The sequence below is a fragment of the Marivita sp. S2033 genome, from assembly GCF_046592965.1.
Taxonomy (GTDB): Bacteria; Pseudomonadota; Alphaproteobacteria; order Rhodobacterales; family Rhodobacteraceae; genus Marivita.
Map to the genome: position 1 here is coordinate 701,633 of NZ_JBISBV010000001.1, position 15,328 is coordinate 716,960.

18 protein-coding genes are annotated in these 15,328 nt (G+C 60.5%); 7 read left to right on the forward strand and 11 right to left on the reverse strand.

Annotated features, from left to right (window positions below):
* Positions 1 to 13: 13 nt before the first annotated feature.
* The 10 genes from ACGKZZ_RS03345 to ffh form a co-directional block, all read right to left on the reverse strand.
* Complete coding sequence (locus ACGKZZ_RS03345) at positions 14 to 508, reverse strand: hypothetical protein (protein WP_411222018.1); 495 nt, start codon at positions 506 to 508, stop codon at positions 14 to 16.
* A gap of 164 nt (positions 509 to 672) precedes the next feature.
* The gene (locus ACGKZZ_RS03350; protein ID WP_411222202.1) at positions 673 to 1,467 is read right to left on the reverse strand and encodes a hypothetical protein; all 795 of its coding nucleotides are present in this window, start codon (positions 1,465 to 1,467) and stop codon (positions 673 to 675) included.
* A gap of 2 nt (positions 1,468 to 1,469) precedes the next feature.
* A complete protein-coding gene (gene rimM, locus ACGKZZ_RS03355) occupies positions 1,470 to 1,976 on the reverse strand; it encodes a ribosome maturation factor RimM (RefSeq protein WP_411222019.1) in 507 nt (168 codons plus the stop codon).
* A 76-nt stretch (positions 1,977 to 2,052) separates the two neighbouring features.
* Positions 2,053 to 2,874, reverse strand: a complete 822-nt coding sequence (locus ACGKZZ_RS03360) for a MipA/OmpV family protein (protein WP_411222020.1) — start codon at positions 2,872 to 2,874, stop codon at positions 2,053 to 2,055.
* Positions 2,875 to 3,117: 243 nt separating this feature from the next.
* The gene (gene rpsP, locus ACGKZZ_RS03365; RefSeq protein ID WP_411222021.1) at positions 3,118 to 3,498 is read right to left on the reverse strand and encodes a 30S ribosomal protein S16; all 381 of its coding nucleotides are present in this window, start codon (positions 3,496 to 3,498) and stop codon (positions 3,118 to 3,120) included.
* Between the two features lie 39 nt (positions 3,499 to 3,537).
* Entirely contained in the window at positions 3,538 to 3,834 is a 297-nt protein-coding gene (locus ACGKZZ_RS03370; protein WP_411222203.1) for a chorismate mutase, read from the reverse strand.
* Between the two features lies 1 nt (position 3,835).
* Positions 3,836 to 4,441 (reverse strand): GNAT family N-acetyltransferase, encoded by a 606-nt coding sequence (locus ACGKZZ_RS03375; RefSeq protein WP_411222022.1) that lies wholly within the window; start codon positions 4,439 to 4,441, stop codon positions 3,836 to 3,838.
* Positions 4,441 to 4,965, reverse strand: coding sequence for a GNAT family N-acetyltransferase (locus ACGKZZ_RS03380; protein WP_411222023.1), 525 nt, complete (start codon positions 4,963 to 4,965; stop codon positions 4,441 to 4,443). Before ACGKZZ_RS03380 ends, ACGKZZ_RS03375 begins: the two co-directional genes overlap by 1 nt.
* Positions 4,962 to 5,534: a GNAT family N-acetyltransferase gene (locus ACGKZZ_RS03385; RefSeq protein ID WP_411222024.1), complete on the reverse strand. Its 573-nt coding sequence runs from the start codon at positions 5,532 to 5,534 to the stop codon at positions 4,962 to 4,964. The genes ACGKZZ_RS03380 and ACGKZZ_RS03385 overlap by 4 nt, the downstream gene beginning before the upstream one ends.
* A gap of 76 nt (positions 5,535 to 5,610) precedes the next feature.
* Entirely contained in the window at positions 5,611 to 7,107 is a 1,497-nt protein-coding gene (gene ffh / locus ACGKZZ_RS03390) for a signal recognition particle protein (protein WP_411222025.1), read from the reverse strand.
* 329 nt (positions 7,108 to 7,436) lie between these two features.
* On the opposite strand from ffh, the gene ACGKZZ_RS03395 reads away from it, so the two are divergent.
* Both ACGKZZ_RS03395 and ACGKZZ_RS03400 read left to right on the forward strand, forming a co-directional pair.
* The gene (locus ACGKZZ_RS03395; RefSeq protein WP_411222026.1) at positions 7,437 to 8,324 is read left to right on the forward strand and encodes a LysR family transcriptional regulator; all 888 of its coding nucleotides are present in this window, start codon (positions 7,437 to 7,439) and stop codon (positions 8,322 to 8,324) included.
* Position 8,325: 1 nt separating this feature from the next.
* Positions 8,326 to 9,270 carry a DMT family transporter gene (locus ACGKZZ_RS03400; RefSeq protein ID WP_411222027.1) on the forward strand — a complete coding sequence of 315 codons (945 nt, stop codon included), beginning with the start codon at positions 8,326 to 8,328 and terminating at the stop codon, positions 9,268 to 9,270.
* On the opposite strand, the gene ACGKZZ_RS03405 is transcribed toward ACGKZZ_RS03400, so the two are convergent.
* On the reverse strand, positions 9,226 to 10,215 hold the full coding sequence (locus ACGKZZ_RS03405; protein ID WP_411222028.1) for a TraB/GumN family protein: 990 nt from the start codon (positions 10,213 to 10,215) through the stop codon (positions 9,226 to 9,228). The two genes, ACGKZZ_RS03400 and ACGKZZ_RS03405, sit on opposite strands and share 45 nt — an antisense overlap.
* A gap of 86 nt (positions 10,216 to 10,301) precedes the next feature.
* On the opposite strand from ACGKZZ_RS03405, the gene ACGKZZ_RS03410 reads away from it, so the two are divergent.
* From ACGKZZ_RS03410 to ACGKZZ_RS03430, 5 genes are all read left to right on the forward strand, one after another.
* Entirely contained in the window at positions 10,302 to 10,967 is a 666-nt protein-coding gene (locus tag ACGKZZ_RS03410; protein ID WP_411222029.1) for a DUF2161 domain-containing phosphodiesterase, read from the forward strand.
* A 282-nt stretch (positions 10,968 to 11,249) separates the two neighbouring features.
* Positions 11,250 to 11,537 carry a co-chaperone GroES gene (locus tag ACGKZZ_RS03415; protein ID WP_411222030.1) on the forward strand — a complete coding sequence of 96 codons (288 nt, stop codon included), beginning with the start codon at positions 11,250 to 11,252 and terminating at the stop codon, positions 11,535 to 11,537.
* Positions 11,538 to 11,588: 51 nt separating this feature from the next.
* Positions 11,589 to 13,232 (forward strand): chaperonin GroEL, encoded by a 1,644-nt coding sequence (gene groL, locus ACGKZZ_RS03420; protein WP_411222031.1) that lies wholly within the window; start codon positions 11,589 to 11,591, stop codon positions 13,230 to 13,232.
* Between the two features lie 139 nt (positions 13,233 to 13,371).
* Positions 13,372 to 14,151, forward strand: coding sequence for an esterase/lipase family protein (locus ACGKZZ_RS03425; RefSeq protein ID WP_411222032.1), 780 nt, complete (start codon positions 13,372 to 13,374; stop codon positions 14,149 to 14,151).
* Complete coding sequence (locus ACGKZZ_RS03430; protein ID WP_411222033.1) at positions 14,141 to 15,289, forward strand: alpha-D-ribose 1-methylphosphonate 5-triphosphate diphosphatase; 1,149 nt, start codon at positions 14,141 to 14,143, stop codon at positions 15,287 to 15,289. The genes ACGKZZ_RS03425 and ACGKZZ_RS03430 overlap by 11 nt, the downstream gene beginning before the upstream one ends.
* Positions 15,290 to 15,328: the final 39 nt, after the last annotated feature.

Genomic DNA, 15,328 nt, shown 5'->3' on the forward strand with positions numbered 1-15,328 from the left:
CAGGAATGCCAGTTCAGGCCGCGCCGGTCTGCGCCACGCGATCGCGCATGGCAAGCATGGCTTTGGGGTTGGAAAAGCATGCGGAGAGTTCGCCTGCCTCGGCCGGACTGGCACGCAGAAGGCGCTCAATCAACCATAGCTCGCGCGCCTGATCGTCGCTCAGGTGCATCGCATCCGTCTCGCCCCATCGTGCCATGATCTGGGCAAGGATCATCGCGATGTGATCGTCTTTGGTGACAAAGGCATCAGCACCGGCGGAGGGCGTGATGAAATCCTTGATGTGAACGCGAATGAGCACCGGAGTCGGGCTTTGCGATGCCAGATCGCCAAATGCAGATCGCACCAGAAGCGACGGGTATCGCGTCTTGGGTTTGGCATCGGCCATCACGGTTTGGTTGATCTTGGGCGATACCGCGATGGCAGCCGCCGCAACGCTGAGCGCGCCGGTGATGCCGAGCAACATGATCGCCAACGACACGGCAATCTCCTGAAACGTAATCGCGACCATACCCGGAGAAAATGCGGCAATACTCAACAAAAATCGACGCAACACAGTGTTCACCAAAACCACGCTCCCAGAGCAGTGATCCGTTTGTAATCAAACGCAATGGCGAATTGCCGCCGGGAAGCGGGCAAAGGAAAGGTCATAATCTGGCAATCAGGTGTTCGCGATCAGCCCGTCGCGCGCGCGGCCATCTTGCGTATGCTGCGCTTGGCTGATTGAACATCCTTGTCCGGCAAACAGCTTCGATTGAGGGCCAGGAACACTTGATCGATGCCGATATCCGGCTGCACGTTCTCCGGCGGCAAAACGGTCAGCAGGGAGCGATCAAGCCGGGGGAGGGTGAGCAGATCGAGCAGAGGTGTCAGCGGACCAAGCGGCAGGGTTTTGGATGCCTCAAGCGCATGAGACACCACCTTGGCCGGTGCCACGTCCTGTTCAATTTCGATCAGAATTTCCGCTAAAGACCGCGCATCGGCGAATTGCGCAGTGTAGCTGGCGAAATCACGGTCAAGTCGGGTACTGCGCAAATTCTGCCACCAGGTACTGCGCAGCCACGCATCACGGTTGCGGGTCGAGAAATAGAACGTCAGATCAAGGCCATCGCCAAAGCGGGCGAACGCGGCATCGGCAATGGATTTCATCACCAGCCCGGCGCTATCGTAACATTCAAGCCCATGCCGCCCCGGCATGTGACCGGAAAGATCCTCTGATGACATCAAGACAGGACGCTGGTCGGTGGGGTCGAGGTCGGCAAAAAATGCCGTAGAGGCTTTGGCGACATGCGCCAATGTTTTCTCGTTCGGAGCGATCGAAAAGCTGCGTGCCTTGGAGGTCAGCGTGGAAAAGCCGTCTTTCAACAGGACGCGCAGATGCGGGGACAGCCGGTCTGCATTCTCGCGCAGCATGGCCTGAACACTGGTGGTTCCGGTTTTGTGAAATCCTGCATGAATGACGATTTGCATCGTCACGAAAACAGTCCCTCCGGCGGGTCCGCTACGATCCGTCGCTGGGCCAGATCGACGGTTGGGACGATTGCCTTTGTGAACGGCAAAAGGACCGATTGCTTTTGACCCGGTGCGCTAAGCTCAAGCAGATCATCGGCACCATTGTTGAGAACCGACAGCACTTTTCCAAGCGACGTGCCGCCGGTGTCGAACACGTCAAGCCCGATCAGATCGGCATGGTAGAACTCGTCGTCCGGCAGAGATGGAAGGCGCTCTCGAGGCACGAAAAGCTGGGTTCCGCGCAGCGCGTCGGCGGCTTCCTTGGTGGTAACGCCCGACAGGCGCGCGGCCAGGCCGTTATTGACCTGACGGGTGATCTTCACGTCAAAGCTTTGCGCGCCATCTTCGGTCTCGAGCGGTGCGTAATTGGCGATTTCGCGTGGTTCGGCGGTAAAGCTCTTGAGGCGCACTTCACCTTTAACCCCGAAGGCACCGGCAATCGCTCCGACGCAGATTTTCTCACTCACCGATCAAGCCTCCCGGTCGCTCTGCGCGAAGGAATAGACCAGACCGGTGGGCAAGGGCAATCGCCTGCGGCGCAGTTTAGCCGCCGATGCTGAAGACGCGGGTGAGGCCGATGCGCGCGCCCCACTGCTCGTCGGAGCCTTGCTTGACAATCGGGCTGTCGAGCGCGTCATCCTGGAATGTTTCCCAGGTGACGGCACCTTCGACGCCCCAGACATCGTTGATCTGGTAGCGCGCGCCAAGTTCCACACCGGCAGAGACAAGCCCGCCGTCCGGGTCATAGGCGGAAAGTGCAGCGCTCGACTCGGCCGGAGTGACGCCGAAATAGGTGTCGGAATACTCGTCATCGCCAAAGAAAAGACGCGGACCAAGCGACAGGCGCAGGCGATCGGTTGGCCGCAGAATGGCGTCTGCGCCCACTTCACCAACCCAGCCCTCATGGCCGCCAAAACCCCGCCGCACATTGCCGAAAGCTGCAAAATATTCGGTGCCATAGCGCATGGAAACGCCCAGTTCGACCGTCGCATCGACATCGTCAAGCCCGGCGAGTTCATCGAAATCGCTGGTGTCACGCTCCTGAATGAAGCGCAGCGATCCGCCAAAGCTCAGGCCCGGGTTCTCGGCCCATGCGTCGGGATTGCCAAAGCTGCCGCTTTTGCCAAGCGAGACGTGGTTGAGGCGGAAGCCCAGATCGGCACCAGCCTTGTAATCGTCAGAGCCGAAATATTCGGGCATGGCCGACACGCCGCCGCGCAGGGTGAACACCAGCTTGGGCGTCGCAGGAGCCGCTGTGGGCGCCATTACGGCCGTCTGCTCGATGGTGTCTGACGGGCCTGCCGCAATGGCGGGTGCCGCAAGAGCGAGGGCGAAGCTGGAGGCGATGGCGGTGCGGGCGATCATGGCAGATGGTCCTTTGAAATAAGAGACTCGGTCAGGTTGTATGGTCTCGGTATAGCGCGAAATGGAGCGGTGCGCCGCATCCGTCAAGCGCGCACGTCTGCGCACGGGCCACCTGAGGCACCGATTGTGTGGTCGATGGCCTGCGTTGTGACAATAATAAAACAGTGGGGGCACGGCCCGATCGCATTCAGGCACGGCGCGCAGACGGCCGGGTGGGCCGGCCGTCTGCTTGGGCATCCGCAATTATTCTGCGGACGCCTCGTCTGCTGCCGGAGCGGCATCCGCTTCGGCTGCTTTGGCGGCTTTCGACTCGGCGCGTTCCTGGGCGTTCTTTCCCGGTACGGCCTTCTTGGGGTTATTGCGCTCTTTCTTGTCAACGACACCCGCCGCTTCAAGGAAACGCGACACGCGGTCGGTGGTCTGTGCACCTTGCGCCATCCAGTATTTGATACGCTCGACATCCATTTTCACGCGCTCTTCGCTGTCTTTGGGCAGCAGCGGGTTATAGGTGCCGAGTTTCTCGACGAAACGGCCATCGCGCGGCATACGTGTATCGGCGGCGACAATCTTGTAGAACGGGCGCTTCTTGGAACCGCCGCGGGCGAGACGAATTTTGATCGACATAAGTCTTTCTCCTGAGTGTTAGATTGACGGAAGAAACCGTCAGGATTGGTGTTGTTTGTGGTGTTGGATCACTTCCTGAATGATGAAATTCAGGAATTTCTTGGCGAACGCAGGGTCCAGATTGGCCTGCGCCGCAAGCTCTTCGAGCCGCGCGATTTGTCGGTCTTCCCGCGCGGGGTCTGAGGGCGGCAGGTCGTGCTGGGCTTTGAGCCGCCCGACGGCCTGAGTGTGTTTGAACCGTTCGGCCAGCGTGAACACCAAAATGGCATCCAGCCGGTCGATGCTGTCGCGGTGTTCCTTGAGCAGGTCAGCCGCGCGGGCCACGGGATTGGTCATGTCAGTCAATGGCCCAGCCTTTCGGTTTGAACAGGGGGTCTTGGTAATGCGCGATCTCCATGTCGATGCCATGCGCCAGCTGAGTACCGCGCAAGGCGTCGGGGGACGGGTGGCGGTAGCACACGTCAGAGCCATCGACAGTCGGCGCATCGTGGTCTTTCTTGGCGCCCAGACGCTCGGCCAGGCGAATGCTGTCGAGGTTCTTGGGATCGAGATAGCTGACTGCGGTGGTCCATCCCTTGTCATCATAGAAATACCGCCGCACCCGGTTCGCCGCTTCCAGAGCGTAGCCCTTGCCGCCCTGATCGGGCCAGATGATCCAGGCGATCTCGCGCTCGGGCCATTTCGCAGGCGACCAGCCACCCGCCATGCCGACGGTTTCCTCGGTGCCCCTGAGGTGGATCATCCACATGCCGAAACCACGAATTTCCCAATGCCCGATTTCGGCGGCATAGAGCATCCAGGCCTCGTATGCGTTGAGAGGTCCGCCCATGAAGCGCGAGCGATAAGAGGCAAAGGTGGCCTTGAAGTCGGGATAATCCTCGGGTTCCGGGCCGCGCAATTGCAGGCGTTTCGTTTCAAGGAGGGGGATGTCACGATGTCCCATTAGACCGCCTCCGGTCCGGGGTGACGGTACAGCATGTCCTCGCCCATATAGGCGTTCTGATAGGTGCGCTCGTACTTTGCACCCATGCGTTCCGCCAGCCGGATGGAGCGGGTGTTGCCCGGCACGATGTTGGAGGTCAACGTCGTCAGACCAAGGTCTTGATACGCCCAGTCGCGCGCACAGAGCGCGGCTTCATAAGCGATGCCTTTGCCCTCGTAGCCCTCAAACACCACCCATCCGAGTTCGGGTTCGGGCCAGCCATCGGGGTTCCAGATGCCGCTGAGTCCGGCGGGCTGGCCGGTGACATTATCTTCGATGGTGAAATACCCGTAGCCATGAATATGCCAATGCCCCACATTCAGCGCAAACCAGCGCCATGCGTCGGGACGATTGTCATAGGCACCAAAGCCGCCGGCACGGTCCTGATCCATGAGAAACGCGATCACGGCATCCGCGTCGCGCGTTTCCGGACCGCGCAGGATCAGACGTTCGGTCATCAGGGTGGGGGCGTTGGTCAGGCTCATGCGTAAGCCTCGGGATTGCCGTCGCTGTCTGGGCGGTGGCGAAAGACAAGTGTTTCGCGCAGGGTTTCCCCGTCCGGCAGCGCGGCGTCGGGATCATGAGTCGCGCCCAGCCGTTTGGCGAGTGCGATGGAACGGACGTTGTCGGGATCAATATAGCTCACCAGCGTATCAATGCCCTGCTCCCAAGCCCAGTCGAGTGCGACCAAGGCAGCTTCGGTGGCGTATCCCTTGCCTTGCGCAGGCGCGAACAACGTCCAGCCGATTTCGCGCTCGGGAAAGTGCGGCGGCTGGGTGATGGCGATCTGGCCGATAAAATCACCCTCGGCGGTATCAATGGCCCAGGCGCCATGACCCATCCAGCCCCATGATACGATTTCTGACGACAGGCCAAAGAACATCTGCGTGCGGGTCTTCGGCGCGCCGACAAATTCCGCGCACGGCGTTTGGTAGAAGGCCCAGAAGGCCTCCATGTCGTCCATACGGTGCGGACGTAACGCCAGACGCGGCGTTGTTATGAGAGGTGCATCAATCACGCAGCACTTCGGACGCGCTGATGCGCGACTGGACACTGGAGCGTATGTCGCGCGCAAGGCAGTTGGCCCGTGGCGGATGGTTCCTGAGCATATTTGGAAAGAGAAGGAGTCATCATTTCTTCTTTCCGAAACCGCTGAGGCCGGGGGGCAGGCCGCCGCCGCCCATGCCGGGCATTCCGCCCATGCCCATCTGCTTGGCAGCCGCCTCCAGCGCCTTGGGATCCATCTGGGACGGATCCAGACCTTCCGGACCGCCACCTTTGCCGAACATGCCCTTCATGGCCTGTTTCAGCATCCCGCCTTTGCCCATCTTGCCCATCTTCTTCATCATGTCGCCCATCTGGCGCTGCATCTTGAGAAGCTTGTTGAGTTCGGACACTTCCATGCCCGCGCCCTTGGCGATGCGTTTCTTGCGGCTGGCTTGAAGCAACTGCGGGTTGGCGCGTTCTTTTTTGGTCATCGAGTTGATGAGGGCGATTTGCTGGCGCAACATCCGGTCGTCGATACCCGCACCGTCCATCTGCTTTTGCATCTTGGCCGCGCCCGGCATCATGGCAAGCATACCTTCCATGCCGCCCATCTTCATCATCTGTTCCAGCTGCATCTTGAGGTCGTTCATATTGAACTGACCCTTCTGGAAGCGCTTCATCATGCGCTCGGCCTGTTCGACCTCAAGCGTCTGTTGCGCCTTTTCCACCAGCGCGACGATGTCGCCCATGCCGAGGATACGGCCCGCGATGCGGTCAGGCTCGAAGGTTTCGAGCGCGTCCATCTTTTCGCCAAGACCGACAAAGCGGATCGGTTTGCCCGTGACCGCGCGCATCGACAGAGCCGCACCACCGCGTCCGTCACCATCCATCCGGGTGAGGACAACGCCGGTGATGCCGATGCGCTCATCGAAGTTTTCGGCTGTATGGACGGCATCCTGACCGGTCAGGCCATCGACCACCAGCAGGGTCTCGCGCGGGTTGGCGACGTCGCGCACCGCCTCGACCTGCGCCATCAGCTCTTCGTCGATGGAAAGACGGCCCGCGGTGTCGAGCATGTAGACGTCGTAGCCGCCCAAAGACGCCTGCGTCTTGGCGCGCTTGGCGATGGCGACCGGGTTCTCGCCCTTGACGATGGGCAAGGTGTCGACGCCGATCTGCATGCCGAGGATCTGCAACTGCTCCATCGCGGCAGGGCGATTGACGTCGAGCGAGGCCATCAGAACCTTCTTGCCCTCGCGCTCTTTCAGGCGCTTGGCGATCTTGGCGGTGGTGGTGGTTTTGCCGCCACCCTGAAGACCGACCATCAGGATCGGTGCAGGCGCGTTGTCGATCTTGAGCTTTCCGGGGTCTTCGTCTCCGGTCAGGATGTGCTTGAGTTCGTCATGCACGATCTTGACGACCTGCTGACCCGGCGTGATCGACTTGGTGACGGCCTGACCGGTCGCCTTGGATTGCACCGCTTTGATGAAGTCGCGGGCTACGGGCAAGGACACGTCGGCCTCCAACAGCGCGACGCGCACTTCGCGCAGGGCTGTCTTGACGTCATCCTCGGACAGCGCGCCCTGTTTGGTGAGCCGGTCAAAGACGCCTGACAGGCGGTCGGACAGATTTTCAAACATGGGCTTGCGCCTCCTTTGCCGCTGGGATTGGTCCTGATGTAAGGGCCAGCGGCGCATTTACCAAACGTGTCGCCCAAAGGGGCGCGAACAAACAGTTTTGCCCCCACGGGCGTAACACGCTGGTGGGGGGCGATCCCGGACATGGGTCCAAGGGACCGGAAAGCTGGACTTTCCGGAGTTGGAGCGCGTTTAGGGGAAAACGGCACGAATTGTCAAGTCCGGGGTGTTTGGCATGGCGGTGCAGCCGGGTCGGCTCGAATAGACTTGCATTCGCGCACGACTTTGATGGATGTCAGCTGAAGCTGTTGATTTTTGCACTTGGGGTCGCGATGGAACACTGGGACGAGGTGCGCACCGCTTATCAGGTCGCGCGGCAGGGCACCGTGAGCGGTGCGGCCGATGTGCTGGGCGTCCATCATGCGACTGTCATTCGGCACATCGACGCGCTGGAGCGGCGGCTTGGCGTCAAGCTGTTTCAACGTCATGCGCGCGGATACACGCCAACCGAATCCGGTCAGGATCTGGCGCGCGTGGCGCAGGCAACCGAGGATCAGTTGCAGCAGTTGGCGGGCCGCATTCGGGGCCGCGGTGCGGATGTCAGCGGCGAATTGGTGATCACGTCGATTATCGAATTGTCGGATTTTCTCGTGCCCGTTCTGGCGGATTTCAAGGATGAATACCCGGAAGTTATCGTGCGCTATCTGACCGACGCGCGCGTATTCCGCCTTGAATATGGCGAGGCGCACGTCGCTATTCGTGCAGGCACCGTGCCTGACGAGCCGGACAATGTCGTGCAACCGCTCGTGACGCTTTCCGTCGGGCTTTACGCGGCGCGTCGCTATGTCGAGCGTTACGGGTTGCCGGCGGGCCCCGGAGATTTCGCGGCCCACAGGTTCGTGGCGCATGACAATCCCGACATCCGCGCGCCGTTCCAGAAGTGGCTGCGGGCGCAGGTTCCGTTCGAACGTGTCGTCTTCCGCACGACGGATTCGCGGAGCATGGCGACGGCCGTGAAAAGCGGCGCCGGTATCGGCTTCATGTCCAAGCGCATTGGCGACGCCGATCCCGACCTGATCGAAGTCATGCCGCCGCGAGAGGAATGGGGCCCACGCCTGTGGCTGGTCTCCCATGTCGATCTGCATCGCACGGCCAAAGTGCAGGCACTGTTGAGCCACCTCAAGGCCGCCATCAAGTCGGTCGAGGGAACCGGGATTTGAGATGACGGAAGCAGGCCGTGGACACTTGGCGATGCTGGCGTTCTCGGCGCTAGTGGCGGGGTCTTTCTCGCTCGGGTCGATGGCGGCGCCTCACATCGCGCCGCAAGCCCTGAACGCTGTGCGCTTTGTCATTGCTGCTGTCTTGATGTTCGCACTGGTCATGTCGACAGGCGGGGTGACTCGCGCAGCCTTTGTTGCGCCGTGGCGATACTTCGTGCTGGCCGTGTTCTTTTGCGCCTATTTCGTCCTGATGTTCGAGGGGCTGAAAACCGGAGCGCCGGTGTCGATGTCGGCGGTCTTCACGCTCACCCCCTTGATGGCAGCGGGGTTCGGCTGGCTGCTTTTGCGCCAGATCCTGACGCCGCGTATGGCGCTGGCGCTTGCCATCGGAGCGCTGGGCGCGCTTTGGGTGATTTTCCGGGCTGATCTGAGTGCTCTGCGAAGCTTTGAAATTGGGCGCGGCGAAGCGATCTTTTTCGTCGGCTGTTTCGGGCACGCGATCTACACGCCACTGGTTGCAAGATTGAACCGCGGTGAACGCCCGGCAGTGTTTACCCTTGGAACGCTGATTGCCGGATCGGTGCTGCTGCTGCTGGTTGGCTGGCGGTCGATGGTGGCGACGGACTGGGCGGAATTGCCCGCCGTCGTTTGGATCGCCATCGCCTACACCTCGGTCTTCGCCAGCGCGACAACCTTTCTCCTGTTGCAATATGCCAGCTTGCGCATCCCGTCGGCCAAGGTGATGGCCTATACCTATCTGACGCCAAGCTGGGTGATCTTGTGGGAAATGGCACTGGGCCGTCCGATGCCACCGCTCCTGATCCTGGTCGGTGTTGTAATGACGGCAGGTGCGCTTTGGCTGTTGCTCAAGAATGACAGCGAGGTGCGCGGGCGCGGGGTGTCAGAACGCGAGACGCTCAAGCGCGAAACCCTCGGCGGCGAGTAAAGCCAGAACACCATCCTCGCCCGGAAGATGGGCCGCGCCAAAGGCGGCGACAACAACATCGTTTTCAAGCGACGCATTGGTAAGAACCGGAATCCACGCGTGATTTCGGTCAATCAGCAGCTCTTGTTCGATCGTGGCGAAAATATCGGCGGCAATGTCCGGGTCTATCGGACTGTAGCGCTGGGCAAGAAGTTCCGAAACGGCCCAACCTTCGGCCGTCGCCTCGTCGAAATAACTGGCCAGCAGGGTGGCAAACAAGTCCTCGCTCACCTTGGGTTCGACAAGCGCGGACAGCATCATGTTGATCTGCGTCTGGCGGGGTTGCTCTGCAAAGCTGGCAAAGATCGTCTCGACATCCTCCAGCGCGGCGCGCGGTACGCCGGCGCCTTGCGCAATCTTTTCGATCAAGGCGTCCATACCCCCTTCGGCCAGTTCGGGCGTCGCAGCACAGGGCGGAATGGCCAGCAGGATCGACACATACCAAGGCTGGAACCGCGCTGCCATGAACGGCGGCATGCCGCGCGCCGTCAGTGCCTCGGTCATCTTAGCCCAGTCTTCTTCCGACAGGATCTCCGGCAGTGTCGCATCAGGCATCAGCAACAGGTCCGGATCGGAAGCCAGACGCGTCTCAAGCGCTGCTTCGTCCTCCTGTGTCATTTCCAAAAGCAGCAAATCGGCGCTCTCGACGATGGGCCGCAACCGTTCGAGTGGCGCGGCGAGGCGTGGATCGGCCAGGTGCATGGTGCCGATGAGGTGGATCACCTTGTCACCGCGCGTCGCGCGCCAATGGTTGCCGTCCGCATAAGGCGCCCCGTCAAGCGCCGCTTCGATGCGGGCCTGCTCGGCAGGCGTCAACGTCTCGCGCAGATCCGATCCGGAACAGGCCGCGAAGGCGGGGCCGGCCAGCGTAACGAGACAGAGCGCGTGAAGCATTCGAATGATCATGGTTACGGGCCTTTGACATATGACGGAGTGATCCAAAGCTAAGCGCTGAGCTTGCCAGCGGCAAGGCAGTCGCGCATTCATGTGCCATGCAGCGCGAAGCCGATCTCTATCCTCATGTCAAAGCCTATCTCGAAGCGCAGGGGTATCGCGTCAAGGGCGAGGTCGGCGCGGCCGATCTGGTTGCCACGCGCGGTGACGACGAGCCGGTGATCGTGGAGTTGAAGCTTCGACTGAACCTCACGCTTTATCACCAGGCGGTTGCGCGCATGGGGGTGACCGACCTGGTGTATATCGCGGTGCTCAAACCGACAGGGCGCAATGCGCGTCGTGCGTTGCGCGACAACAGGATGATGTGCCGTCGGTTGGGTCTCGGGTTTTTGACCGTGCGGAAAGATGGCATTGTCGAAGCACAGTGCGATCCGGGGCCGTATGCGCCGCGCAGGAACAAGCAGAAACGCGCCAGGCTTCTGCGCGAGTTCGATCGACTTGAGGGCGATCCCAATGACGGCGGCGCGACCCGGCACGGGATTGTGACCGCCTATCGGCAGGATGCGCTGCGTTGTGCAATTTATCTGGCCGAAGCCGGAGCCGAAAAAGGCTCTATCGTGGCCAAGGCGACGGGGGTCGCGAACGCTACGACACTGATGCGGGACAACCATTATGGCTGGTTCTGCAAGGTTGAAAAAGGCGTGTATTTCCTGACGCCGCAAGGGCAACAAGGGCTTGTCGATTGGGCTGGAAGCCTTGGTTAGGGCCGTCTGTGCGGCTTGAGAAGTAGTTAAAACCGATCCCGTCAGAAGCTCGCAAAACCGTTCCGGGCAGTCTCTTACCGCAAAACCCTGCCGAAGAGACGGGCAGGAGCAGACCCGGATATGATATTCCGTCCATTTCGAATGAAAATGTCGAGATGGTGTGTTGACTCGTATCAGCCGCATGCCTAGCTAAGCGCCGTTAGCACTCGAACAAAGAGAGTGACAACAGTTCGTCGGAGAGCGACGGACTCAAGTTGAAACTTTGAGCTAGGAGCATCAAAGATGGCATTCAAACCGCTTCATGACCGCGTGCTGGTGCGTCGCATCGAAAGCGACGAAAAGACCAAAGGCGGTCTCATCATCCCCGATAGTGCAAAAGAAAAGCCCGCCGAAGGCGTGGTTGTTGCTGTTGGCGCGGGCGCACGCGACGAAGACGGCGACCGCATCAAGCCGGATGTAAGCGAAGGCGACAAAGTTCTGTTCGGCAAGTGGTCGGGCACCGAAGTCACCATCGACGGCGAAGAAATGCTGATCATGAAAGAAACCGACATCATGGGCATCATCGCCTGAACGGCGCGCCCCGGTTCTTCTTTCCTTTCGAACGCACAGGAGTAATCTGACATGTCTGCAAAAGACGTAAAATTCGATACAGATGCCCGCAACCGTATGCTCAAGGGCGTGAACGTCCTTGCCGATGCGGTGAAGGTAACACTTGGCCCCAAGGGCCGGAACGTTGTTCTGGACAAATCCTTCGGCGCTCCGCGCATCACCAAGGACGGTGTGTCTGTTGCCAAAGAGATCGAGCTTGAGGACAAGTTCGAGAACATGGGCGCGCAGATGGTCAAAGAAGTGGCCCAGCGCACCAATGATGAAGCCGGCGACGGCACCACAACTGCGACGGTTTTGGCGCAGGCCATCGTCAAGGAAGGCCTCAAGTCGGTTGCTGCCGGCATGAACCCGATGGATCTCAAGCGCGGCATTGATCTGGCAACCACAAAAGTTGTCGAAGCCATCAAAGCCGCGGCGCGTCCGGTCGAGGACAGCGACGAGGTTGCCCAGGTTGGTACGATTTCCGCCAATGGAGAATCCGAGATCGGCCGCCAGATCGCGGACGCGATGCAGAAAGTCGGCAACGAGGGTGTCATTACCGTCGAAGAGAACAAGGGTCTTGAAACAGAGACTGACGTTGTCGAAGGCATGCAGTTCGACCGTGGTTACCTCAGCCCCTATTTCGTGACTAATGCCGACAAGATGACGGCTGAGCTGGAGGACTGCATTGTCCTGCTGCACGAAAAGAAACTGTCGAGCCTTCAGCCAATGGTTCCGCTGCTCGAGCAGGTGATCCAGTCGCAAAAACCGCTGCTGATCATTGCCGAAGACGTCGAAGGCGAAGCGCTGGCAACTCTGGTTGTCAACAAGCTGCGTGGCGGCCTGAAGATCGCAGCCGTCAAGGCACCGGGCTTTGGCGATCGTCGCAAGGCGATGCTGCAGGATATCGCGATCCTGACCGGTGGTCAGGTGATCTCCGAAGATCTGGGCATGAAGCTCGAGAACGTGACCATGGACATGCTTGGTTCGGCCAAGAAAATCCAGATCACGAAAGACGAGACCACCATCGTTGATGGCGCTGGCGAAAAGTCCGAGATCGAGGCGCGCGTTGCCCAGATCCGCAACCAGATCGAGGAAACCACGTCTGACTACGACCGTGAAAAGCTGCAAGAGCGTGTTGCGAAACTCGCAGGCGGCGTTGCCGTCATCCGCGTTGGCGGCATGACCGAGGTCGAAGTCAAAGAGCGCAAGGACCGCGTCGACGACGCGCTGAACGCAACCCGTGCGGCTGTGCAAGAAGGCATCGTCGTTGGTGGTGGTGTTGCTCTGGTTCAGGCAGCCAAGAACCTTGACGGCCTGACCGGCGAGAACAGCGACCAGACCGTTGGTATCTCCATCGTGCGCAAGGCACTTGAAGCGCCGCTGCGTCAGATCGCAGAGAACGCCGGTGTCGACGGGTCCGTCGTGGCTGGTAAAATCCGCGAAAGCGACGATCTGAAGTTCGGCTTCAACGCGCAGACCGAAGAATATGGCGACATGTTCAAGTTCGGCGTGATCGACCCGGCCAAAGTGGTTCGCACGGCGCTACAGGATGCAGCTTCGATTGCCGGCCTGCTGATCACCACCGAGGTGATGATTGCCGACAAGCCGCAAAAAGAAGGCGGCGGCGGCATGCCCGACATGGGTGGCATGGGCGGAATGGGCGGCATGATGTAAGATGGCGTCAGGTGTCCGGCTTTTTCGGCCGGACACCAGCCACTTCTTCATTCTGCAAACAAGGGCGCCTTCGGGCGCCTTTGTCACGTTCAAGACGACAGCACTTCCTTAACCTGCAGACAGCGCGTATCTCATCGCCATGATCCGAATGATTTTCCTCTGTGCCATCGCGGCGTTGACGGTTTTCGCCCCGTCTCGGGGGCGCGCCGATTGCGTCATCCTCTTGCATGGGCTTGCGCGCACCGAGGCGTCGTTCGTCCTGATGCAGTCGGTCCTGGAAACCAACGGATACCGCGTCGAGGCGCCGGGCTACCCGTCGACCACCGCAAGGGTGCAATCGCTGGTCGAAGACACGCTGCCGGCGGCGATGGCGGCGTGCGGCGATGACCGTGTGCATTTTGTGACGCATTCGATGGGCGGCATCCTGTTGCGGTTCTGGCTCAAGGACAATCGTCCGGCCAATCTGGGTCGTGTGGTGATGCTGGCTCCGCCCAATCAGGGCAGCGAGTTGGTGGATGAACTGGGTGGGCTCGAGCTTTTCGAATGGCTGAACGGACCTGCCGGCCTGCAATTGGGAACCGCGCCGGACGATTTGCCCAAATCCCTGCCGCCCGTGGATTTCGAACTTGGTGTGATCGCCGGCTCGCGCTCCATGAACCCTTTTTTCTCCAATCTGATTCCCGGAGAAGACGATGGCAAAGTGTCGGTTGCCTCGACTTATGTCGACGGCATGAAGGCACATCTGACGGTATCGGTGACGCATACCTTCATCATGCAGGCTCCGTCTGTCATCGCGCAGGTGATGCTGTTTCTTGAAACCGGGCGGTTCGATCCGAAACTCGACTGGACGAAAAGCATCAACGCCGAGGAGTTGAAATGCTTGTTCGGTTTCTGCCCGGAGCCACTTGATGCCGATTGACTGCCGACTGACCGGCGCAAATGTTCTGCGGCCAGAGGGGTGGAGCAATGTGCCGTTGTCGATCTTGGACGGGATGCTGGCCGACGAACGCGCACCGCGCGAGGTTGATCTGAGCGGGTATCTGGTATTGCCCGGAATTGTCGATGTCCATGGCGACGGCTTTGAGCGCCACATGGCGCCCCGCCGCGGTGCCTTGCGTGAAGCCCAGAACGGAGTGGTCGCCGTCGCGGCAGAGCTTGCCGCGAACGGCATCACGACGGCGGTTCTGGCTCAGTTCTTCAGTTGGGAGGGCGGCATGCGCGGCCCCGAATTTGCCGAGCATGTGTTTGAAAGCGTCGTCGCGGTAAACCCCTCCGTGCCCGTCGATCTGCGTCTGCAACTGCGGCTGGAGACGCATTTGATGGATGAGTTTGCTCGGGCCGAGGCGGCGATCGAGCGTTTCGAAATCAGATTCGTCGTATTCAACGATCATCTGCCCCACGCGCGACTGGCAGAAGGGCGCAAACCGCCGCGCCTGACCGGACAGGCGCTGAAAAGCGGGCGTAGCCCGGAAACCCATCTTGCGTTGATGCAGGAGTTGCACGCGCGCGGTCGCGAGGTGCCAGCCGCGCTTGATACGTTTTGTGACCGGTTGGTCGCGCGCAATGTGGTGATCGGAAGCCATGATGACACGACGTCGCAAGATCGCGCGATCTGGGCGCGCCGCGGCGCGACAGTCAGCGAATTTCCCGAAACGGTAGAGGCCGCCCGAAGTGCGCGCGAGGACGGCGCGCATATCGTGCTTGGCGCACCGAACGTGGTGCGCGGTGCAAGCCACGCCGGCAATGTGGCTGCCGTGGATCTGATCGCCGCGGGGCTGTGCGATGCTCTCGCGTCCGACTATCATTACCCCTCCCCGATGCGTGCTGCGTTCCGTTTGGAAGAGTTGGGGATGTGCGATCTTGAAACGGCTTGGGCATTGGTATCGACGGGCCCGGCTCAGGTGCTTGGTCTTTCGGATCGCGGTGTCGTGAAAGCAGGTCAGCGGGCGGATTTGGTCGTTCTCGATCCACGGACGCGGCGCGTTGCGGCGACACTTGCGGGTGGTGAGGTTGCGTATATGACGGGCGATGTCGCCGAGCGGTTTTGCGCGCGTTGAGGGGCCAGCCCCTCAAACTCCCCGAGGTATTTTTGAACC

What these genes read in the sequence shown, in the direction of transcription:
- ACGKZZ_RS03430 (WP_411222033.1), top strand. Translation starts at nt 14,141, where the DNA reads ATGCCGATTGACTGCCGACTGACCGGCGCAAATGTTCTGCGGCCAGAG.
- ACGKZZ_RS03380 (WP_411222023.1), bottom strand. Translation starts at nt 4,965, where the DNA reads ATGAGCCTGACCAACGCCCCCACCCTGATGACCGAACGTCTGATCCTG.
- ffh (WP_411222025.1), bottom strand. Translation starts at nt 7,107, where the DNA reads ATGTTTGAAAATCTGTCCGACCGCCTGTCAGGCGTCTTTGACCGGCTC.
- ACGKZZ_RS03395 (WP_411222026.1), top strand. Translation starts at nt 7,437, where the DNA reads ATGGAACACTGGGACGAGGTGCGCACCGCTTATCAGGTCGCGCGGCAG.
- ACGKZZ_RS03410 (WP_411222029.1), top strand. Translation starts at nt 10,302, where the DNA reads ATGCAGCGCGAAGCCGATCTCTATCCTCATGTCAAAGCCTATCTCGAA.
- rpsP (WP_411222021.1), bottom strand. Translation starts at nt 3,498, where the DNA reads ATGTCGATCAAAATTCGTCTCGCCCGCGGCGGTTCCAAGAAGCGCCCG.
- ACGKZZ_RS03415 (WP_411222030.1), top strand. Translation starts at nt 11,250, where the DNA reads ATGGCATTCAAACCGCTTCATGACCGCGTGCTGGTGCGTCGCATCGAA.
- ACGKZZ_RS03350 (WP_411222202.1), bottom strand. Translation starts at nt 1,467, where the DNA reads ATGCAAATCGTCATTCATGCAGGATTTCACAAAACCGGAACCACCAGT.
- ACGKZZ_RS03425 (WP_411222032.1), top strand. Translation starts at nt 13,372, where the DNA reads ATGATCCGAATGATTTTCCTCTGTGCCATCGCGGCGTTGACGGTTTTC.
- ACGKZZ_RS03400 (WP_411222027.1), top strand. Translation starts at nt 8,326, where the DNA reads ATGACGGAAGCAGGCCGTGGACACTTGGCGATGCTGGCGTTCTCGGCG.
- ACGKZZ_RS03405 (WP_411222028.1), bottom strand. Translation starts at nt 10,215, where the DNA reads ATGATCATTCGAATGCTTCACGCGCTCTGTCTCGTTACGCTGGCCGGC.
- ACGKZZ_RS03370 (WP_411222203.1), bottom strand. Translation starts at nt 3,834, where the DNA reads ATGACCAATCCCGTGGCCCGCGCGGCTGACCTGCTCAAGGAACACCGC.
- ACGKZZ_RS03360 (WP_411222020.1), bottom strand. Translation starts at nt 2,874, where the DNA reads ATGATCGCCCGCACCGCCATCGCCTCCAGCTTCGCCCTCGCTCTTGCG.
- ACGKZZ_RS03345 (WP_411222018.1), bottom strand. Translation starts at nt 508, where the DNA reads ATGGTCGCGATTACGTTTCAGGAGATTGCCGTGTCGTTGGCGATCATG.
- ACGKZZ_RS03375 (WP_411222022.1), bottom strand. Translation starts at nt 4,441, where the DNA reads ATGGGACATCGTGACATCCCCCTCCTTGAAACGAAACGCCTGCAATTG.
- groL (WP_411222031.1), top strand. Translation starts at nt 11,589, where the DNA reads ATGTCTGCAAAAGACGTAAAATTCGATACAGATGCCCGCAACCGTATG.